This is a genomic window from Bacillus zhangzhouensis, from assembly GCF_000715205.1.
Lineage (GTDB): Bacteria > Bacillota > Bacilli > Bacillales > Bacillaceae > Bacillus > Bacillus zhangzhouensis.
Map to the genome: position 1 here is coordinate 1 of NZ_JOTP01000039.1, position 20,393 is coordinate 20,393.

The window sequence follows — 20,393 nt, forward strand, 5'->3', positions numbered from 1 at the left end:
TTGTCTTGTTTAGTTTTCAAAGATCATTTTCGTTATCGCTTGTAAGCGACTTTAATATCTTAACATTTCATGTCGGTTAAAGTCAAGAACTTTTTTCAATTTCTTTTTTTAACCCCGCTGCTGTTTTGCGGCAACGAATAATAATATACCACCTTGAAATCCTTCTTGCAATAGTTTTTTTAAAAAAAGTTTTATTTTATGAAAAATAAAAAGCGCCATTCATAAAACGGCGCTTTTATTGTTATATTAACGATTTCTCATTTGTGGGAAAAGCAGTACATCTCTGATTGATGGAGAATTTGTTAATAGCATGATCAATCGGTCGATACCGATTCCTAGTCCACCTGTTGGCGGCATTCCATATTCTAATGCTTCAACAAAATCGTCATCCATTAGATGCGCTTCGTCATTTCCTTCTTCACGTTCTTTTAACTGAGCTTCGAAGCGTTCTCTTTGATCGATTGGATCGTTCAGCTCTGTGAATGCATTTGCGTGCTCACGGCGTACGATAAATAGCTCAAAGCGATCTGTGAAGCGAGGGTCTTCTGGGTTTTTCTTAGCTAATGGAGAAATCTCCACTGGATGTCCGTAAATAAAAGTAGGCTGAACCAATGTTTCTTCTACTTTTTGCTCGAAGAACTCATTGATAATATGACCCACTGTCATGTTTTTCGCAATTTCAATACCGTGATCAGCAGCATGCTGTTTCGCTTCCTCTACAGACATCTCCTGCCAGAAGTCTACACCTGTGGCTTCTTTGACTGCTTCAACCATGTGCAGTCTCTTCCATTCAGGTTTTAGATCAATTTCATCTTCTCCATATTGAATCGTTGTTGTTCCTAGTACCTCTTGGGCAATATGAGCAATCAGATTTTCAGTCAGGTTCATGATGTCTTTGTAGTCTGCGTATGCTTCGTATAGCTCGATCATTGTGAACTCTGGGTTATGACGAGTAGATACACCTTCGTTACGGAATACGCGGCCGATCTCGTATACTTTCTCTAGACCACCGACAATGAGACGTTTTAAGTGCAGCTCGATCGCAATACGCATATAAAGCGGCATATCAAGTGCATTGTGATGAGTAATGAAAGGACGAGCTGATGCACCACCAGGGATGCTATGCATTGTTGGTGTTTCAACTTCTAAGTATCCCTTAGAATCTAAGTATCTTCTCATTGATTGAATGATTTTACTTCGCATGATGAACGTCTGCTTACTTTCTGGATTTACAATCAGGTCGAGGTAGCGCTGACGATAGCGTTGTTCCACATCTTTTAGTCCGTGATATTTATCAGGAAGCGGGCGAAGTGCTTTTGTAAGAACCTCAAAGCCTGTCGCTTTAATTGAAAGTTCTCCCACATTCGTTTTAAATACTGTTCCTATCACACCAATGATGTCACCTAGATCTGAGCTTTTGAATAATTCGTAAGCTTCTTCTCCTACACTATCTTTACGAACATAGATTTGAATTTGTCCTTCTAAATCTTGAATGTGCGCAAAGCCAGCTTTTCCTTTTCCACGCTTTGTCATCATACGGCCAGCGATTGTCACTTGGGCATCTTTTTCTTCTAAGTCTTCTTTTGAAAACTCGTCATATTCTGCAATAATTTGTGCAGATTGATGAGTTCGGTCATATCGTTCACCGAATGGATCGATACCCTCTTCTCTCATTTTGTTCATTTTGTCGCGTCTGACTTGGAATTGGTCATTTAATTCTTCGTTATTAAGCCCTTCATTACTCATTTATATCACTCCAATAATGTATTTTGCAGAGAAAAGCAGAAAAACTGCCAGTACATGCACTAGCAGTGAGCTACAAAAAGAAAGATAGTCTTATCCTACTTTTATACTTTGAAGCTCTTTTGCCTCGGCTTCGATCGTAAAGTCATCAAGAACTTGTACGAGCCCGGCTCTCGTTTCACTTTGATTGATTCGGTTTCTAACGTCTGCGTTGCCTCGGACACCTTTTAAATACCATGCTGCATGCTTTCTCATTTCTCTGACAGCCACGTGTTCGCCTTTCAGGTCAATGAGTCTGTCTAAGTGAAGTTTGCACACAGTCATTTTTTCACGCACGTTTGGTTCTTCTTTCAGTTCTCCCGTTTCTAAATAATGAACCGTACGATAAATCATCCACGGGTTACCTAGTGCGGCCCTTCCGATCATTACAGCATCCACACCAGTTTCATCAAGCATACGTTTTGCATCTTGAGGGGTTTTGACATCGCCATTTCCGATGACAGGAATGGAAACAGATTGTTTTACCTCTTTAATGATATCCCAATTCGCTGTTCCTTCGTACATCTGCACACGGGTCCGGCCGTGAAGTGCAACTGCTTGTCCACCTGCTCGTTCAACAGCACGGGCATTTTCAATAGCAAAGATATGGTCTTCGTCCCAGCCCATTCTCATTTTTACCGTAACAGGTTTATCTACAGCTCCTACAACAGCGGAGACCATTTCATAGATTTTGTTTGGATCAAGCAGCCATTTCGCTCCTGCATCACATTTTGTAATCTTCGGTACAGGACAGCCCATGTTGATATCAATAATATCCGCCGTTGTATGCTGATCTACAAACTTTGCCGCTTCTACGAGTGTGTCCTTTTCTCCTCCAAATATCTGAAGACTCAAAGGCTTTTCCCGTTCATCAATGTATAGCATTCCCATCGTTCTGGCATTATTGATTAGGATCGCTTTGTCACTGACCATTTCAGCGCAGACTAAGCCCGCTCCAAACTCCTTGACTGTGAGTCTGAAGGCAGAGTTACATACACCGGCCATTGGTGCGAGCACCACTTTGTTTTTAATCTCGATATCTCCGATTTTAAACATCTTTCCCCCTCCTTTCTTCCTCGAGTATTGGTGAAAGTTCTTCCACCGTTATATTTAAAGCATCTGCTATTTGACCAACCATTTGGTTTGTTGGTAATCGATTGCCTCGCTCAATTTCTCCTAAGACAGAGACAGAGATGCCCAGTCTTTTGGCGAACCCTTCCTGAGTATACCCTTTTAGCTTTCGGTATGCACGAATTCTTCTACCCCACATGTCTTTTTCCATATGCTAACACCTTCTTGGTCTGTTACGGCATTTATTTGTACTTCGCCGATTTCTGGGCAAATCTCACTCATCGGAACAAGAACGAATAAACGTTCGTACATTCTAGGATGCGGCACTACAAGTTGTTCTGTTTCAATATTTTCACGATTATAAAGTAAAATGTCAAGGTCAGCCGTTCGCGGACCCCATCTCACTTCTCTTGTTCTGCCTAACTCTTGTTCGATTTTCTGAGTAAGTGCGAGCAGTTCCTCTGGACGGAGCGAGGTGGAAATCTTCACGGCCATATTCAAAAAGTCATCTTGGTTCTCGTACCCTACGGGTGTTGTTTCATATATAGATGAGATTGACTCCACTTGAACATCTGGGTGTTCGTGCAGTTTTTTGACTGCTTCTTTTAAATAGGTTTCCTTTTTACCTATGTTTGAACCTAAAGCGATATATGCTGTATTGTTCATGTGCGTGATCTCGTCATTTCAATTGCAACGGACTGATAGTGTCCTGGAATTGGCGGGTCTGGCTTGATCACCTTCACTGTACATTCCTGAACTGTCGGAAAGTCCTTTAACACTTGGTTTGCAATTCTTTCTGTCAGCGTTTCAACAAGGTTAACCGGCTCCCCTTCTACAATGCTTTTGCAGATTTGGTAGAGCTCTGCGTAATTGATGGTCTCGTTTAGGTCGTCTGTTTGTCCTGCTTTGCTTAAATCAAGTGAAGCTGTTAAGTCCACACGGAATCGCTGTCCTAATTTATTCTCTTCTGCAAATACTCCGTGATAGCCGTAAAATTCCATTCCGTTTACATATACTTTATCGATGATAAGCGCCTCCCTTATTCAGCATGGCATCCATCATTTTTGCCATTCTTGCTATTTCTTTTACATCATGCACACGGACCATCGCACTACCCTTTTGAATCCCTAAGCAAACCGTGGCACCCGTTCCTTCTGTACGTTCTTCAGGTGGCAGATCTAAGACAGCGCCGATGAATCGTTTTCGAGATGTAGCAAGAAGCAGCGGATAGCCGAGGCGGCAAAAATGTTCAAGTTCATTCATCACCATCAGGTTGTCTGTTTTATTTTTTGCAAATCCTACACCTGGATCTAATACAATCATGTCATCACGGACACCCGCTTGTTTGACAATTTGAACACTTTCTTTCAAATCAGCAATCATATCTGGAATCAGATGTGTGTAGTTTCGCTCTGGTCGATTGTGCATTAAGATGATTGGCACATCGTGCTTCGCTGCTACATGTGCCATTTGAGGATCGGCTTTTGCTCCCCATACATCATTAATGATGGAGGCTCCAGCTTTTACCGCCTCGTCTGCGACATGGGCTTTATACGTATCAATGGAAATAGGCACATCCAATTCTTTTGTGATCTTCTCAATCACAGGGATCACTCTTGAAAGTTCCTCTTGCTCTGAGACAAGTGCCGCTCCCGGACGAGTCGATTCTCCGCCAATGTCGATGATATGCGCACCGTCTTCCATGAGCTGCGCTGCATGAGCCAGCGCTTTATCCATTTGATTAAACTTTCCTCCATCTGAAAAAGAGTCAGGTGTGACATTTAAAATGCCCATGACCAATGTCTTTTCTTCATAACTAAGGGTGTGGCGCTTGGCTTGTATGATTTTAGGCTGTTTTATCACTTGTTGTGTCACTGTGTCCACCTACTCTTTATGTTCTAGACGTTCTTTTGTATATTGCGTTCTCAACTTTGTTGAGATCGTTCGGTTATTTTTGGGCAAGGCGATTTCTCCTATACGCCTGAAAGGCACAATTCCCTGTACAGAATTGGTCATCCATGCCTCATCAGCTGAGAGCAGATGTGAGACTGGGTATCGTCCTTCTATCAGCGAGACCCGCAGAGCGCAAAGCGTTTCTATACAATATCGACGGGTTATCCCATTTAAAATACCTGTATCAAGTGACGGTGTATAGATCATATCTTCTTTTCGCCAAAATACATTCGAGGTAATTCCTTCTGCCACATCATCTTCTTTTGTTAAAAAGATGCCTTCTATCGATGGGTCGTTCCCTACTTCTCTTTTAGCCAGCAGGTTGTTCATATAATGATGAGACTTGAGCCGTCTCGGACCTTCTGGTGTGTTTCTCCTCGTATGAAGAATGACTCCCTGCTTTTCATCTAATAGAGACTCAGGCCGGAATGGAGAGATCATCACAAAAATGATCGGCTCTTCATAAGGGTCTGCAGAAAATCCATTGCCTCTGCCCGCAGAGACATTGAAGCGAATCCTCGCATGACCATCGGTTATATGGTTTTGATTCAGTAAGGTATGAATGATGTCGAGTACAAATGGTTTCTCTATTGTGGATTCGATGCAAAGGTCACGTAACGATTGATTGAGCCTTTCAAGATGCCAATCTAACAGGAAGACTTGTCCTGCCAGGCTGGTAAATGTTTCGAATACACCGATGCCATATAGAAAACCATGATCAAAAGGAGAAAGAGTCGCGTCTTTCTCCTCTATATACTGACCGTTCAGATAAATGATCATGCGTTTACTTCATGCCCCTTTGTACGATAGGTTTCAATGAAATTCTTGAGCATTTCTTTTCCGAAGGAAGTCATAATCGATTCAGGATGGAACTGAACACTCTCAATTGGCAGTTCTTTATGGCGAATGGCCATGAGCTCGCCTTCCTTAGTGCTAGCTGTTGCGACAAAGCACTCTGGCAGCGTCTCGTTTTTGACAATTAATGAATGATACCTCGTTGCGACGAGCGGATTTTGGAGTCCAGTGAAGACACCTTTGCCGTCATGTTCGATCTCTGACGTTTTACCATGCATTAACCGCTCTGCGCGAATCACATCTCCACCAAAGACTTGTGCGATGGATTGATGACCTAAACACACACCGAAGATCGGTATTTTTCCGGCAAAATGCTTGATCGCCTCCATACTAATTCCCGCTTCATCAGGACTGCATGGTCCTGGAGAAATCATCAGAAAGTCTGGCTTGAGTTCCTCGATTTCTTGAATGGTTACTTGGTCATTCCGTTTCACAATTAATTCTTCTCCAAGCTCACCTAAATACTGGACCAGGTTGTACGTAAATGAATCATAATTATCAATCATTAATATCATACTCTGCTCACCTCTAACTCAAAATAGTCTCTTCTTCGCTCAGCTGTAATGCTTTTTTTACTGCATAGGCTTTTTTAATCGATTCTTTGTATTCGTGCTTTGGTACAGAATCGATGACGATCCCAGCACCTGACTGCATAAAGGCTTTGCCTTCTGTACAGTACGCCGTACGAATGACGATATTAAAATGCATATCTTGATTGAATCCAAACCAGCCTATAGATCCAGTATAAAGCCCACGTCTTGTTGGCTCAAGTTCTTCTATGATTTCCATCGTTCTCACTTTTGGAGCACCTGTGATCGTTCCACCCGGGAATACAGCATGCATGACATCTACTGCATCACATTCAGCACGCAGCTCCCCTTGTACATTGGATACAATGTGCATCACGTGTGAATATTTCTCAATCGCCATAAATTCGTTCACTCTTACTGAGCCATAAGTGGACACGCGTCCAAGGTCATTCCGCTCAAGATCCACGAGCATCACATGCTCCGCGCGCTCTTTTTCATTTTCAATGAGCTCTTTTGCCAGCGCTTGATCCTCAGCGTCGTCCTTGCCTCGTGACCTTGTGCCAGCAATCGGTCTTGTTTCTAGTTGAGTGCCTTTTTTCTTAATAAGCAGCTCAGGAGACCCACAAACAATCTGGAAATCTGGCGTGTGCAGATAAGACATATAAGGAGATGGGTTCACTTGACGTAATGTTTTGTAAAAATCATATGGGTGAGTCTGAAGCTGTTCATCTTGTCTGATGGATAGGTTCACTTGGAACACATCCCCGTTTGCGATATATTGCTTAATTTTCTCTACTGCTTCCGCAAAGGTTTCTTCAGTAAAAGGCGTAGCTGGCACAAATTCTGAAGAAGATACGCTGACAGGTGAGTGTGTTGATTCTTCTGAAAAGCTTGTCCAGCTTAGCTTCAATTCCTCAAGCCTTTGATGAGCTTCATTCACAGGCTCCTCTCCCTCTGTGTGGGTGATGAGCCATAGCATATTTTCTTCATGATCAAAGACCGCGACATCATTAAACACGAGGAAATACAGGTCAGGCGTCTTGAGATCATCGATTGACAGCATTTTAAAATGCTCGATATATCTCGCATAGTCATAGCTTAAAAACCCAATCGCTCCGCCTTGAAAATCAGGGTACTCCTCGTTCGTTTCGGTTTGGAGTGTTTGAAACCAATCAGCAAATGCTCTGAATGGATCGCCTTCTTTGAACAAAACCTCATCTTGATAATGGATGGTTGTTATCCCGTCTTTCCCTTTCGCTTTAGCGATCGGGTGAATTCCAGCAATGCTATATGTTCCGCCGCGTGCACTTTCAAGAAGGACATGGTGAGTTTCACGTGCAGCTAGTTGTTCGTATCTTTTTAAGAATGCATCTTTCGTAAAAGGAATTTTGATGCCAATCGGCCTTCGTTGTGTCATGTTATCATCCTTTTTCATTTTCATTAATCTTATTGTAATGCAATCCATTTTATTTAGAAAATAGTATTTGCTTTCCATCTTCAGAATTCATGAAAAAACCCCAGCAAATGCTGGGGCTTATGGTTTAATCGAACTGATAAAGAGGTGTACTGAGGTAACGCTCACCATTACTTGGGATGATCGCTAACACTTTCTTCCCTTTACCAAGCTTCTTCGCTGTTTGAAGAGCTGCGTAAATGGCTGCTCCTGAAGAAATACCACCAAGGATACCTTCCTCTTTTGCCGCCTTTCTTGCAAGCTCAAATGCATCTTCGTTTTTCACTTGGATAATGCCATCATATACTTCCGTATTCAAGATGGATGGGACAAACCCTGCTCCAATTCCTTGAATTTTATGCGGACCTGGCTTTCCTCCTGATAATACTGGAGAATCTGTTGGCTCTACCGCATACAGCTGAATAGTTGGGATGGCTTCTTTTAGGACTTCACCAGCTCCTGTAATCGTACCGCCCGTACCAACACCTGCAATAAACGCATCAAGCTCGCCATCAAACTGTTCAAGAATTTCTTTCCCAGTTGTACGGCGGTGAATCTCCGCATTGGCTTCGTTGTTAAATTGCTGAGGCATGAAGTAACCATGCTCTTCTGCCAATTCTTCTGCTTTTTTGATGGCGCCTTTCATTCCTTCTGCACCTGGTGTTAAGACAAGCTCTGCACCATAAGCGCGTAAAAGGTTGCGGCGTTCCTGACTCATTGTGTCCGGCATAACCAAAATGGCGTTGATTCCTTTAGCTGCCGCTACCATCGCAAGGCCGATTCCTGTGTTTCCGCTTGTTGGTTCAATAAGTGTGTCGCCAGCTTTTAATGTACCTTTCGCTTCAGCATCTTCGATCATTGCTAACGCAATACGATCTTTCACACTGCTGCCTGGGTTCATATATTCAAGTTTCAAGTAGACATCCGCACTGTCTTCTTCTACTAAACGGTTTAATTTAACGACTGGTGTATTTCCTATTAGTTCAAAAACTGAATTTGCAATACGAGCCATCACTAACACCTCTATCTCCGAGTAATTTTATTGTATTAATATTAAATTATCAATTTCAAAAAATTTTGTCAATGCTTTTAGTCCTGCTCTCCATCGTAAAACCATGTGACTTTTGCTTCTTTCCACAGGGTTTTGACATTCGCCTTTTCACCTAGATCTTCCATTGCGATCTGTCTTTTGATCTGATCTTTGACTTCTTCGTAAGAGAAGGAGCGGCCATTTAATTTTTCTTTTAATTGGATGATGGCATACCCGTTTTTGGTCTCAATCGGCTCTTTCGTCCATTCATCTGGCTGAAGCTTTTGGGCTTCTTGTATGTATAAGGCTGGGATACTCTCTTGCTCTTCTGTCACAAAACCAAGATCTCCGCCGTATGGTGAGGTGTAGCGGTCGATGGAGCGTTCAGCTGCCACGGCTTCGAAGCTAGATCCGCCTTTTAAATCTTTCAACACGTTTTCAGCCTCGTCCTTTGTCTTCACGACGATATGACGAATACGGTATGAATCATCATATTGATATAAGTCCTTGTTTTTTTCATAAAAGGCTTTGGCTTCTTTTTCAGAAACAACGGCATCTCTTGTTAAGAGCTGTTCTAATAAAATTTGATAACGAATCTGCTCTTTCCATTCCTTTTCACTTGTATGACCATCTTCGTAGAAATTATTAGAAACCGCTTTAATCATCAGTAATTCACGATTGATCTCTTTTGAAGACACCTCTAGCTTGTTTTCCTTCGCAAGCTGATTGACTACCTTCTGATTGATCATTTGTTCAAGTGTTGCCTTTCCGTAGCGGTCTTCCATCTTCTTTAACCATTCTTGACGCGTAACCTTCTCTTTTCCAATGGACGCAATGTCTTCACTGTTCTTCCCGTTTGAGGAAGCCTGCGACATTTGCGATTTTGTTAGTACATATGCAATAACAACAGCATTGATCATGAGCAAAACGAGGATAAATGTCCATACCACTCTTGCTTTTAGTCTCATCTTTCGTCTCCTTTCCATGCTAAAAAGAAAACCCGCTGCTGAGAGCTTAGCGGGTTATTTCTTCACGTAGCTCTTCTAGCTCTTCTTTTGTAAATACATACGTTTCGTTACAAAAATGGCATTGAGCTTCTGCTTGTCCGTCTTGTTCGATCATATCTTCAATTTCGGCTGTTCCTAGGCTGATAATGCCATTAGCAAACCGTTCTTTTGAGCAGTTACAAGAGAATTCGACAGGTACAGTTTCTAAAATTTGAGGTTTTTCACCGAGAACTTCTTCTAAAATTTCTTCTGGTGTCATTCCTTTTTCAATGAGTTTAGATATCGGTTCAATAGTTGATAAACGTTTTTCTAGTCTTTCAATGACTGCATCTTCTGTTCCAGGCAGCAATTGAATGATAAAACCACCTGCCGCAAGGATAGAGTTGTCTGGATTTACAAGGACACCTACGCCTACAGAGGAAGGCACTTGCTCAGAAGAGACGAGATAATACGTGAAGTCATCTCCAATTTCCCCTGAGACGATTTCTGTTTGTCCTGTAAAGTGATCTTTCAGCCCAATATCTTTCACAACACTTAATGTTCCTGTTGTTCCAACTGCACGTCTGACATCCAGCTTGCCATGTTCATTTAAGTCAAAGTGAACTTGTGGGTTCGATACATATCCGCGAACGTGACCTTTTGCATTTCCATCAGCGATGATGGCTCCGATTGGTCCACCACCTTCAATTTTGACAGTTAACTTATTCTCGCCTTTGAGCATAGCTCCCATCATGACTGTAGCCGTCATGGTTCTCCCAATCGCTGCAGAGGCAGTTGGCCACGTATGGTGTCTTCTTTGTGCTTCGTTGATTGTATCTGTTGTGTTTGCAGCATATGCGCGAACTTTACCGTCATATGCTAACGCTTTAACTAAGTAATCCATTTGATTTAAACCTCCTATAGTACACCGACACGATTACGTTCATAAATTAATTGGAGTCCTTTTAATGTTAAGAACGGATCGACAATATCAATACAATCTGATTCATTTCCAATCAATGTAGACAAGCCGCCTGTTGCAATGACTTTCGGTGTTTGTTTGGCTTGCTGCTTCATCCGTTTCACTATTCCCTCGACTTGTCCAACATATCCATAAAGGATACCTGATTGCATCGCACTGATGGTGTTTTTTCCAACGATGTGATCCGGGCGGACGATTTCAATTCTCGGCAGCTTAGCCGCTCTTGTATATAAAGCCTCCGTTGAGATGGTAATACCCGGTGCAATGGCTCCACCCATGTATTGTTTTTGTTCATTGATATAGCAGTAGGTTGTCGCTGTTCCAAAGTCTACCACAATGAGAGGCGCCCCATATAGATGAATGGCCGCCACCGCATTGACAATTCGATCAGCGCCGACTTCCTTTGGATTGTCGCACATAATGTTTAGTCCGGTCTTCATCCCAGGCCCTACAATTTGGGGTGTAATGTGAAAGTACTTTTCGCACATTCTTTCAAGTGCAAACATCATTGGCGGAACCACAGAGGAGATGATAATACCTTCTATTTGGTCAAACATTAGCCCTACATAGTCAAATAAAGACCGGATAGACATGCCAAATTCATCTTCTGTTTTATGACGGCTTGTTTCAATTCGCCAATGGTAATTTAGATCGCCGTTATGATAAACACCTAAAACGGTATTTGTGTTTCCTACATCTATCACGAGTAACAACTTCATCACCACTTTGAATAGTTTCTCAAAAAGATCATTTTTCGACTTTCTATCATACCATACACGAATCTAGTTCCATTTGTAAACAATTCGGAACCGATCCATTCATGAATCGAAATAAAAAAAGCTGCCGGTGATCCCGGCAGCTTTCACAGAAGGAGATTAGATCTCCTCATCTTCTTTTTTCTTGATGTTCACTTTCACATCATCGTTTTTCTCTTCGTCATCCGCGTATATACGCTCTGGAAGCTTTCCAGTTTCGTAAAGAGATTTAATTTGCTCAGCATCTAATGTTTCAACTTCTAGAAGGGCTTGTGCGATAATTTCTAGCTTATCTTTGTTCTCAGTGAGAATTTGTTTCGCACGTTCGTAGCTGTCCTTGATGAAACGCTGAATTTCTTGGTCAATCTCGTAAGCAATGGCTTCACTATAATTCGGCTCGTTGTTAAAATCACGACCAAGGAACACTTGACCACCTTGTGCTTGACCGAACTGAAGCGGACCAAGCTTATCAGACATACCGAACTCAGTAACCATTTTTCTTGCAATGCCTGTTGCACGCTGGAAGTCGTTGTGAGCGCCTGTGCTTACTTCACCAAACGTAATTTCCTCTGCAACACGACCGCCGAGTAAGCCGACAATTTTATCAAGAAGCTCTGGCTTCGTTTGGAAATAACGATCCTCTCTTGGAAGCATGACCGCATATCCGCCTGCCTGACCACGAGGAACGATTGTTACTTTATGCACCATATCCGCTTCATCTAGGATAAGTCCAATCACAGTATGACCTGCTTCATGGTAAGCCACGATATTACGTTCTTTCTTCGAAATGACGCGGCTTTTCTTCGCCGGTCCAGCGATAACACGGTCAGTCGCTTCGTCGATATCACGCATATCGATTTTCTTTTTGTTATGACGAGCAGCAACTAGCGCTGCTTCGTTTAGTAAGTTCTCAAGATCTGCTCCAGAGAACCCTGGTGTTCTGCTCGCAATGGCTTTCAAGTTGACTGTATCATCAAGCGGTTTGTTTTTCGCATGAACCTTCAGTACTTCTTCACGGCCAATGACATCTGGGCGATCCACCGTAATTTGACGGTCAAAACGTCCCGGACGCAGCAATGCAGGGTCTAAAATATCTGCACGGTTCGTCGCAGCGATGATAATAATTCCTTCGTTGGCACTAAAACCATCCATTTCAACAAGAAGCTGGTTAAGCGTTTGTTCGCGCTCATCATGACCGCCGCCAAGACCTGCTCCACGCTGACGACCAACTGCATCAATCTCATCAATAAAGATTAAGCAAGGTGCATTCTTTTTCGCATTTTCGAACAAATCACGTACACGTGATGCACCGACACCGACGAACATCTCGACGAAGTCAGAACCACTAATGCTGAAGAAAGGAACGCCTGCTTCTCCTGCAGATGCTCTCGCAAGCAATGTTTTACCTGTACCTGGAGGTCCTACTAGTAAAACCCCTTTAGGGATTCTTGCGCCAAGCTCCGCAAATTTACGCGGATCCTTCAGGAATTCTACCACTTCTACAAGCTCTTGCTTTTCTTCATCCGCACCGGCAACATCTTTAAATTTCACACGCTTCTTCTCTTCTGTGTAAAGCTTTGCCTTACTTTTACCAAAGTTCATGACTCGGCTTCCGCCGCCCTGAGCTTGGTTCAATAAGAAAAAGAACAGAATAAAGATGATGATAAACGGAATGATGGTTGTCAGAACTTGCAACCATCCATTTGTCTCAGGTGCTGGTTCTACTTTTACATCTGTATTCTTCAGTGCACTGTAAATTTGGTCAACACCTTGACCATCTGGAACATGGGTAATGAAGTATTCATCTTTCTTCGCGCCATCTAATTGACCACGAATTTCATAAACCCCTCTTACAGGCTGGATGGAGATACTCTCCACTTTTCCCGCACTTAGATTTTGCGAAAATTTGCTGTAAGACATGTTCTCAGGCTTTTGATTGGGGGATCCTAACCAACTAACAACCCCTATTACAAGTAATAAAATAAGTATATAAAAAATCGTATTACGAAAAACCCGATTCATTCCTTACCTCCTCCCACAGTAAGCACAACTATGTTCAATAGTATCATAGAAAATCATTCCAATACAACCAATAACCTCATGTATACGTATGCTCATTAGCCTTCGTAAACAGATGGTTTTAACACTCCAATATACGGGAGGTTTCGGTAACGTTCAGCGAAATCCAATCCATAGCCGACAACAAATGCATCTGGCACTTCAAATCCAACATAATCTGCTTTGATGTCTGCTTTGCGACCGCTCGGTTTATCAAGCAATGTCACAATTTTAATGGAGTTTGCTTTACGGTATCGGAAAAGCTCTACCAGATAACTCAAAGTTAACCCACTGTCGATGATATCTTCCATAATTAGAATATCTCTTCCTTCAACAGAAGTATCTAGATCCTTAATGATCTTCACTTCTCCAGAAGATACGGTAGACTTGCCATAGCTAGATACATCCATAAAATCAAGCTCTAAATATGTATCAATGTGTTTGATCAGGTCTGCCATGAATGGAAGAGCCCCTTTCAAAACACCAATAGCCAGGGGAAATTTACCATCATAATCGCTGGTTAATGTTGCACCCAGTTCCTTCACTTTTTGCTGGATCTCTTCTTCTGAGATCAAAATCTTTTCAATATCTTGTTTCATGCTTTTGCTTGCCCCCTACAAATTTTCGTGCTGTCTATATTGTAATACAATGAGATCGCTGTTTGTCATATCAATTTCTTCAAAAACAGATTTTTTCAGACCTGGGATCCAGAGGATTTGATGATCCGAGTCAGTGACGATCGGCCAGCTGTCTCTTTCTGCAAGAGGCACTTTTTTATCAATAAATATATCCTTCACCTTTTTTGATCCATTCATCCCTTTAAGTTTAATTCGATCACCATTTTTTCGTGAGCGAATGATCAAAGGGAGACGAACATGATCTTTTTGAAGCAAGAAAAAATGGTTTCCGTTCCGTGCATCCTTCGGAACATGATTTGATACCACAATAGACTGTCCATTCGGGAGAAAAAGCTCCTCTCCCAGCTCAACCTTTAAGTGATGAGCATAGGACTGATCTAATCCGAGCGATCGTTCAAAGGTAAACATACAGTGATCATAAGACTTGACAGCTTGTAAACCCTTTGGCAAATCTAATGATCCAGATGGTTGTTCCGTATGAGATAACCAGTCCAAAGTCCCTAGAATATGCTGATTTGAAAACGCTGATCGAGTGTTTTCATAAAGATAGTTTAATATTAGTTGAATGCCTCTTCTTTGTAAAGGCAAAGGCAGGTCAAGCAAAGGCTTCGTTTTGATCTCGATGTTCTTAGGCGTGTGACTGATCATCACTTGGTTCATTTGTTCCTTTGTTAATGCCTGCAAGTATTGCTCATCCTCAGTCAGCATCTCACTTACAAACTGAAAGCTTTCATGTACATGAGGCGCCTCTTCTTTTAACACGGGAAGAATGTGTCTTCTTACCCGGTTTCTCAAGTAGTCATCTGTGTGATTGCTTTGATCAATGACATAGGGAACATGTTCTTTTTCACAGGCTTTTAGCACGTCGTCCTTAGAATATGCAATCAGCGGACGAATCAGCCACCCTTCTTGAAAAGGGCGTTTTGCTTGAATACCTGCGAGTCCTAATCCAACAGTCCCTCTCGCCAGCCTCATCATCATTGTTTCTACTTGGTCGTCTCCATGATGTGCAAGCGCTATAAATTGAGCGTTATACCGCTCCATCAATTGACGAAAGAAAGCATATCTGCACTCTCTTGCAGCTGCCTGTTTGTTTAAGCGATTTTCTTTTACATATTGGGTCACCTGTATACGGGCCGATTCAAAAGGAATTTCTTGCTCCTTGCAGTAAGCCTCAACAAATGCCAAATCAGCAAAGGATTCTTCTCCTCTGAACATGTGATCTACATGGGCTGCAATCAGCTGAAAGGAACCTTTTCGACGCTTGTTTAGTTCATGCAGTAAGAGCATGGAATCCGGTCCGCCGGAAACCCCGACAATGACTGTCGTATTTTCAAGGAAAACATCATGTTTTTTCAAAAAAGATTCAATTCTATTCACAACTTCCTCCTCACAAAGAGCAGGTAATTTAAAGATATACATATCCTATCACTTTCAGTAGCTCCAAGCAAAGAAGAAGCCTGCTTTTTTACAGCTCTACAGCAGGAATAAAACCACATATGCACAGTAAAGAGCGAGTACACTGCACAAGATGAGAATGGTTTCAAAAAGCCCGCCTGCTTTTTTACGTACTGGCGTTCTTTTCCCCGCAGCAACTCGCGATCGTGACATTACCTGTTGATTTTGACTAACAGCAGGCTTTGGCCTGTTTTTTTGTGCTTGTTTCCTTTGAGGTGTTTTTCTTGAAGCATGCAGCTGTCCTTCTTTCAGCATGGCACTTTTCATATCTCCTGCTGATTGGTACTTACCTTGAAGGGCTGCCTTCAACACACGCTCATATCGCTTTAATAAAGGATGCCCTTCAATCGCTCGATAAAGCTGCTTGTCTGGTTCTGCCCCTTTTTTGAATTCTTTTTTATACGCACAGTTCACCATGACCATACTTAAAGCAAATAAATCATAAGATGGTTCTGCCTTTCTTGTACCAAATCCCCAGTAGCCTCGATCAAAAAACTCGGTATACTCCTTGATTGCCCTACCTGCCTTCGTCGTTCCTCCAACATCGATACATCGAATAGTGGCTGGAGGACCCGAAATGATGAGATTATCCGGCTTCAAGTCCCCAAATATCCAGCCTTCCTTATGTAAATGAGCCAAGTTAGACAAAAGCTGAATCATTAAGACGACGATCCACTCATCACCTTTTTGCTTAACGAATTCGAGCAGCAGCGGGCCTCTGACATACTCCATCACATAAAATGAACGCTTTTGAGACATGTCAGGATAAATAGCATCATCCATATCATAAAAAGAAGGCCCCATGGTTTTCACAGGAGCCTTTGAAAAGGATTTTAATACATTGACTTCAGATGCAATGAGCATACTGTCATCACTCACTTTAAGGGCCACTTGCCCGTTTGGCGATTCGGCCAAATAGACAACGCCGTTCGCCCCTTTTCCCAGCTCTTTTACAATGCGGTAATGATGGTGGTGCCATTTCCCTTTAATCACCGTGCCTAGCGGGATGTTAGAAGCCGAATTCATCATCATGCTCTTCCTTTGCTTCAAGCAGCCCTTTACGTGAACGAACTGATTTAAAATGCTGGAGTGCTTCTCGGAGTGCTGGTCCAGTCGGAGTAATTCCTCCAGTGGTCAGCTTTGGGAAAATAGATGATAACGAATCGAATCGAGGCGTCCAATTCAACACAATTTCTGCATCTGAGTTTTTCCCGGGAAATACACACATCCCAAACTGATTTTCGCCAATTCTTGAATTTAAACTAATGGAGAGATCGATGAGTGCTTCTTTGACAGTCGGTAGCTTCGGTTTCATGCTTGCACTTGTATCAACAAGCACTAGCACTTGAAGGTGAACAGTCTCCCCTAACTCATCGACAACTTCCATCACTTCTCCACGCTTATCAGGCGGAAGCTCTTCAATTTCTGTATCTTTGCCGAGTATTTGCTGCAATTCTTTATTTACGACACCTTGCAATGTTTGTGTCATCGCCTTTTTTGTGACCATTTGTACCGTTTGAGACAATTGCTGGACGTAGACAACCTGATGGATGCCTCCGCCTGCGAGAGCAATCCCCTCTACTTCTTTCATCGCTTCATGATCATGTCTGTTTTCTTCCATAATGCCAATGACATTGACTGTAATCCCTTGTTCCTTTGCCAATGAGGCAATCGCAAGTGGATCTTCCCCGTGATTTGAGCAGCCATCTGTAATCAATAAGATTTGGTTTACGTGACCTTTTCGCATCTTCATTCCTCCTGGGATTGTAACTGAATGCTTATATCCCCCATCATCGCCAGAAGAAATTCATATTATACGATATTTTAAGAAATCTCTTGTTTCTCAAGATAGAATGTACCAGTCGGAATGGATGCCCATTTTGGCGTGTTGTGGTCGAGCCTAATGACGACAACCGTCATATCGTCGTCAATTTGACCCGATCTTGTTCGAATGACCTCTTCCATTAATAAATCAGCAATCTCTTGCGGATCTTCTGTTTTAAAGCTTTTCATTTTCCGTTTCACCCATAAATCATGATTTTCGATATGCTTTGGTCCCTCAAAAATGCCATCGCTCATCATAATGAGCAGATCTCCTGCCTTCATCTGTTCACTCACAACTTCCACTTCGAACTCATCAATAATCCCAATCGGCAAGTTGCTAGCTTGTACCTTCATCACCTGATCACCCCGTTTAATAAAACTAGGGGTTGAACCAATCTTTAGGAACTTACAGCTTGCATCCTGTAAATCAATGATTGATAAATCTAATGTTGAGTAGATTTCATCAGTCGTCCGTAAAGATAAAATACTATTAATGGTCTTGATCGCAACTTTTTCATTGATACCAGACGCCAATATTTTTTCTAACAGCTTAATCGTTTCATTGCTTTCAAAATGAGCCCTTGCTCCATTTCCCATCCCATCACTAATTGCTGCGGCATATTTACCCGCACCCAGCTCCATCATGCTGTAGCTGTCACCAGATACTAAGCCTCCGCCTTTCGCTGCATGCGCTACGCCCGTAGTTACTCGATACGATTTTGCAGAACCAAATACAACATGACAATAGCCTGTTGGATGCTCTGCGCACTGCTCTGCTTTTACTAAAATTTGTTCTTCTAAAATATCTGAGAGCATTGGAGCAATGATTTTTTCACATTCCCCATGACCTTGGCAATAGGGAATTCTCATTTCTATGTCGACATTCCCCTGCTCCAAGCTATAGATCTCTACTTGCTGAATTTCAATTCCAAAGTGCTGAAGCGCTTCTATCATCTGCTCTTCCTGAATAAAATGCTGTTCTCTTTCTCGTTTTATTTCCCGGGAAAAATCCTCCATCACTTGTGAGACGCCCATCAGCTGTTCTGCCACAAGGCGCCTGCTGTCTTGGACCTTTTTCTTAAGGGTCTGATTTGCTTTGTAGTAAGCAATCTCCTCTTCGATCAATTCCTCGACATGTTTTGATTTTGAGCAGTGCTGGCTAAATTTCTTTTTTAATTTCCGGTTATGCTCATACGTTTTTTCATCCGATTCATGCATAACTTGTTTCATCAGTTCATAGGTTGTATCAAAGTTCTGCACCCAGCATTTATTTTTCTTATAGCACGTTTGACAGGATCGTTCTGTGATCGTACTTAAAAAAAGATCTACATCCTCTTCCTGCTTCTTCTCTTCAGGAATGGAATCGTAAAATGTCGCAAAACTCTCAGACAGCGCATGAAATACATTAGAGAATTGATCTACTTTTTTTGCTGTCACATCTCGTACTTTACGGGCATATTGCTGTTGTTCCTGTACATGCTCTGCCGTACCAGGGATATATTTTGCCACCTTAGAGGTCACTGCATGTGGTGTGAGCAAAAACAGTGCAACAGCAATGAGTGATTCATATAGCGTGGTTATAAGACCTGCTGATCCTTCCCCGTACAATGAAATGAGTAAGGAACCCACAATTAAACCGATGGCCGCTCCTGCTTTCTTCCCCTCTTTTAACAACCCACCTAATAAGCCTGAAAAGGCAAGAAGACTCATCTGATAAAGATTACCGATGTTGGCGAGACCGAGAATTAAGCCTGTCACGACACCCACCGTACAACCAATACTGGCTCCGCCAATAAACGCAAATGTAAGCACTACATAACGTGACAAAATATGCTCTGCTTGCATCCCTTGGAAGGTAATGCCCGCTAAGCCTGTTAAAACTGACGCAATTAAAATCATAAAACAAATGATTTCTTCAACCTTTAAGGAGTGTTTGATTTTCCTGACTGTAAAAATCGGTAAGCTTTGAAGAAAAATCAATGTCAATATGAAGGCAAGTCCTGCTTCAACGCCTGCCATGACGTAATCGTAGCTTTGCACAGCGCCTTGCTCTAGGTAAACAAAAGCTCCTCGGGTAATTAACATGGAAAGAACAATCACAACCGGCAATGTTTTCACTGGATCTTTGATGATGAAAGAAACAACTTTTGACACGAGGAGAAACATGATCAATGACGCAAAGACAAATAATGCGTTTTGAGGTGATATGGTCATCGCCCCAGCGAGTAAAGCAAGACAAGCAAGCATCGCCTTATCTCTTTTAATGAGCAGCATGGAACCAAAGAAAGGCAAAGCAAACGGCATAATTTCAGATAAAATAAAGGCTCGTCCTAATAAAAAACCGAGAACAACATAAATAAACCCTTTATAGAAAAAAAGAGAATGCGTATGATGAAGAAACAGGTTTTTCATCTTTTTCAAACCTGCACTGATTCTTTCAAACCCCACTCCTGTTAAATCAGTTCTTCTTTCTAGTTTTTCCATCTTCTCATCCCCCACCTGGTATTCGTTGGTTGTCATTATAGCGAAGGTGAAAAAGAAATTTTGTCAAAAGAAGTTGTCGTTTCCATAAAACGTTCGACTCTTTATTCGTCAAAGAGGCATACTTTCATGAAAGTCGATTTCTTTCATCAGAATTTTACGAAGGCACAAAAAAACAGCTTTCCTATAGAAAGCTGTTCCGAAGATGACCCGTACGGGATTCGAACCCGTGGAACCAAATACAACATGACAATAGCCTGTTGGATGCTCTGCGCACTGCTCTGCTTTTACTAAAATTTGTTCTTCTAAAATATCTGAGAGCATTGGAGCAATGATTTTTTCACATTCCCCATGATCTTAACCGCTTGACCAACGGGCCTTGCTTGATGTTCTACTTAAAAGGATAGCGGCGGAGGGGATCGAACCCCCGGACAATAGCCTGTTGGATGCTCTGCGCACTGCTCTGCTTTTACTAAAATTTGTTCTTCTAAAATATCTGAGAGCATTGGAGCAATGATTTTTTCACATTCCCCATGA

At 42.1% G+C, this 20,393-nt stretch carries 18 protein-coding genes and 3 pseudogenes; all 21 read right to left on the reverse strand.

From position 1 onward, the window contains the following. Positions 1-246: 246 nt before the first annotated feature. A complete protein-coding gene (lysS, locus tag BA70_RS17775) occupies positions 247-1,746 on the reverse strand; it encodes a lysine--tRNA ligase (protein ID WP_034325043.1) in 1,500 nt (499 codons plus the stop codon). A 90-nt stretch (positions 1,747-1,836) separates the two neighbouring features. Continuing rightward, positions 1,837-2,838, reverse strand: coding sequence for a tRNA dihydrouridine synthase DusB (dusB, locus tag BA70_RS17780; protein WP_034325045.1), 1,002 nt, complete (start codon positions 2,836-2,838; stop codon positions 1,837-1,839). Further along, positions 2,831-3,064 carry a helix-turn-helix domain-containing protein gene (locus BA70_RS17785; RefSeq protein WP_034325046.1) on the reverse strand — a complete coding sequence of 78 codons (234 nt, stop codon included), beginning with the start codon at positions 3,062-3,064 and terminating at the stop codon, positions 2,831-2,833. Before BA70_RS17785 ends, dusB begins: the two co-directional genes overlap by 8 nt. Further along, positions 3,016-3,519: a 2-amino-4-hydroxy-6-hydroxymethyldihydropteridine diphosphokinase gene (gene folK / locus BA70_RS17790; protein ID WP_034325047.1), complete on the reverse strand. Its 504-nt coding sequence runs from the start codon at positions 3,517-3,519 to the stop codon at positions 3,016-3,018. The genes BA70_RS17785 and folK overlap by 49 nt, the downstream gene beginning before the upstream one ends. Continuing rightward, on the reverse strand, positions 3,516-3,878 hold the full coding sequence (gene folB, locus BA70_RS17795) for a dihydroneopterin aldolase (RefSeq protein ID WP_024425659.1): 363 nt from the start codon (positions 3,876-3,878) through the stop codon (positions 3,516-3,518). The genes folK and folB overlap by 4 nt, the downstream gene beginning before the upstream one ends. After that, complete coding sequence (folP, locus tag BA70_RS17800; RefSeq protein ID WP_034325049.1) at positions 3,871-4,728, reverse strand: dihydropteroate synthase; 858 nt, start codon at positions 4,726-4,728, stop codon at positions 3,871-3,873. The genes folB and folP overlap by 8 nt, the downstream gene beginning before the upstream one ends. Before the next feature lie 9 nt (positions 4,729-4,737). Next, positions 4,738-5,586, reverse strand: coding sequence for an aminodeoxychorismate lyase (pabC, locus tag BA70_RS17805; RefSeq protein WP_034325050.1), 849 nt, complete (start codon positions 5,584-5,586; stop codon positions 4,738-4,740). Further along, positions 5,583-6,176 carry an aminodeoxychorismate/anthranilate synthase component II gene (gene pabA, locus BA70_RS17810; protein ID WP_034325051.1) on the reverse strand — a complete coding sequence of 198 codons (594 nt, stop codon included), beginning with the start codon at positions 6,174-6,176 and terminating at the stop codon, positions 5,583-5,585. The genes pabC and pabA overlap by 4 nt, the downstream gene beginning before the upstream one ends. Positions 6,177-6,189: 13 nt before the next feature. Continuing rightward, entirely contained in the window at positions 6,190-7,608 is a 1,419-nt protein-coding gene (locus BA70_RS17815; protein ID WP_034325052.1) for an anthranilate synthase component I family protein, read from the reverse strand. 124 nt (positions 7,609-7,732) lie between these two features. Continuing rightward, positions 7,733-8,656, reverse strand: a complete 924-nt coding sequence (gene cysK, locus BA70_RS17820) for a cysteine synthase A (RefSeq protein ID WP_034325054.1) — start codon at positions 8,654-8,656, stop codon at positions 7,733-7,735. Between the two features lie 77 nt (positions 8,657-8,733). After that, positions 8,734-9,642 (reverse strand): peptidyl-prolyl cis-trans isomerase, encoded by a 909-nt coding sequence (locus tag BA70_RS17825; RefSeq protein WP_034325055.1) that lies wholly within the window; start codon positions 9,640-9,642, stop codon positions 8,734-8,736. A 46-nt stretch (positions 9,643-9,688) separates the two neighbouring features. Continuing rightward, positions 9,689-10,564 carry an Hsp33 family molecular chaperone HslO gene (gene hslO / locus BA70_RS17830; protein ID WP_034325056.1) on the reverse strand — a complete coding sequence of 292 codons (876 nt, stop codon included), beginning with the start codon at positions 10,562-10,564 and terminating at the stop codon, positions 9,689-9,691. Positions 10,565-10,578: 14 nt separating this feature from the next. Beyond that, the gene (locus tag BA70_RS17835) at positions 10,579-11,355 is read right to left on the reverse strand and encodes a type III pantothenate kinase (protein ID WP_034325057.1); all 777 of its coding nucleotides are present in this window, start codon (positions 11,353-11,355) and stop codon (positions 10,579-10,581) included. A gap of 162 nt (positions 11,356-11,517) precedes the next feature. Next, on the reverse strand, positions 11,518-13,419 hold the full coding sequence (gene ftsH / locus BA70_RS17840) for an ATP-dependent zinc metalloprotease FtsH (protein ID WP_034325059.1): 1,902 nt from the start codon (positions 13,417-13,419) through the stop codon (positions 11,518-11,520). A gap of 95 nt (positions 13,420-13,514) precedes the next feature. Continuing rightward, positions 13,515-14,054, reverse strand: coding sequence for a hypoxanthine phosphoribosyltransferase (gene hpt, locus BA70_RS17845; RefSeq protein ID WP_008357399.1), 540 nt, complete (start codon positions 14,052-14,054; stop codon positions 13,515-13,517). Then, a pseudogene (gene tilS / locus BA70_RS17850) lies at positions 14,051-15,473 on the reverse strand (tRNA lysidine(34) synthetase TilS). Before tilS ends, hpt begins: the two are co-directional and overlap by 4 nt. Positions 15,474-15,569: 96 nt before the next feature. After that, a complete protein-coding gene (locus BA70_RS17855) occupies positions 15,570-16,577 on the reverse strand; it encodes a protein kinase domain-containing protein (protein ID WP_078061765.1) in 1,008 nt (335 codons plus the stop codon). Beyond that, the gene (locus BA70_RS17860) at positions 16,561-17,298 is read right to left on the reverse strand and encodes a vWA domain-containing protein (protein ID WP_034325063.1); all 738 of its coding nucleotides are present in this window, start codon (positions 17,296-17,298) and stop codon (positions 16,561-16,563) included. The genes BA70_RS17855 and BA70_RS17860 overlap by 17 nt, the downstream gene beginning before the upstream one ends. Positions 17,299-17,375: 77 nt before the next feature. After that, positions 17,376-19,859: a stage II sporulation protein E gene (gene spoIIE, locus BA70_RS17865; RefSeq protein WP_034325064.1), complete on the reverse strand. Its 2,484-nt coding sequence runs from the start codon at positions 19,857-19,859 to the stop codon at positions 17,376-17,378. A gap of 203 nt (positions 19,860-20,062) precedes the next feature. Next, positions 20,063-20,235, reverse strand: a pseudogene (locus BA70_RS20065). 55 nt (positions 20,236-20,290) lie between these two features. Beyond that, positions 20,291-20,393, reverse strand: a pseudogene (locus BA70_RS21015) (hypothetical protein); the annotation flags it as partial.

What these genes read in the sequence shown, in the direction of transcription:
- folK (WP_034325047.1), bottom strand. Translation starts at nt 3,519, where the DNA reads ATGAACAATACAGCATATATCGCTTTAGGTTCAAACATAGGTAAAAAG.
- hpt (WP_008357399.1), bottom strand. Translation starts at nt 14,054, where the DNA reads ATGAAACAAGATATTGAAAAGATTTTGATCTCAGAAGAAGAGATCCAG.
- spoIIE (WP_034325064.1), bottom strand. Translation starts at nt 19,859, where the DNA reads ATGGAAAAACTAGAAAGAAGAACTGATTTAACAGGAGTGGGGTTTGAA.
- dusB (WP_034325045.1), bottom strand. Translation starts at nt 2,838, where the DNA reads ATGTTTAAAATCGGAGATATCGAGATTAAAAACAAAGTGGTGCTCGCA.
- BA70_RS17785 (WP_034325046.1), bottom strand. Translation starts at nt 3,064, where the DNA reads ATGGAAAAAGACATGTGGGGTAGAAGAATTCGTGCATACCGAAAGCTA.
- BA70_RS17815 (WP_034325052.1), bottom strand. Translation starts at nt 7,608, where the DNA reads ATGACACAACGAAGGCCGATTGGCATCAAAATTCCTTTTACGAAAGAT.
- pabA (WP_034325051.1), bottom strand. Translation starts at nt 6,176, where the DNA reads ATGATATTAATGATTGATAATTATGATTCATTTACGTACAACCTGGTC.
- cysK (WP_034325054.1), bottom strand. Translation starts at nt 8,656, where the DNA reads ATGGCTCGTATTGCAAATTCAGTTTTTGAACTAATAGGAAATACACCA.
- pabC (WP_034325050.1), bottom strand. Translation starts at nt 5,586, where the DNA reads ATGATCATTTATCTGAACGGTCAGTATATAGAGGAGAAAGACGCGACT.
- lysS (WP_034325043.1), bottom strand. Translation starts at nt 1,746, where the DNA reads ATGAGTAATGAAGGGCTTAATAACGAAGAATTAAATGACCAATTCCAA.
- ftsH (WP_034325059.1), bottom strand. Translation starts at nt 13,419, where the DNA reads ATGAATCGGGTTTTTCGTAATACGATTTTTTATATACTTATTTTATTA.
- BA70_RS17855 (WP_078061765.1), bottom strand. Translation starts at nt 16,577, where the DNA reads ATGAATTCGGCTTCTAACATCCCGCTAGGCACGGTGATTAAAGGGAAA.
- BA70_RS17860 (WP_034325063.1), bottom strand. Translation starts at nt 17,298, where the DNA reads ATGCGAAAAGGTCACGTAAACCAAATCTTATTGATTACAGATGGCTGC.
- hslO (WP_034325056.1), bottom strand. Translation starts at nt 10,564, where the DNA reads ATGGATTACTTAGTTAAAGCGTTAGCATATGACGGTAAAGTTCGCGCA.
- BA70_RS17825 (WP_034325055.1), bottom strand. Translation starts at nt 9,642, where the DNA reads ATGAGACTAAAAGCAAGAGTGGTATGGACATTTATCCTCGTTTTGCTC.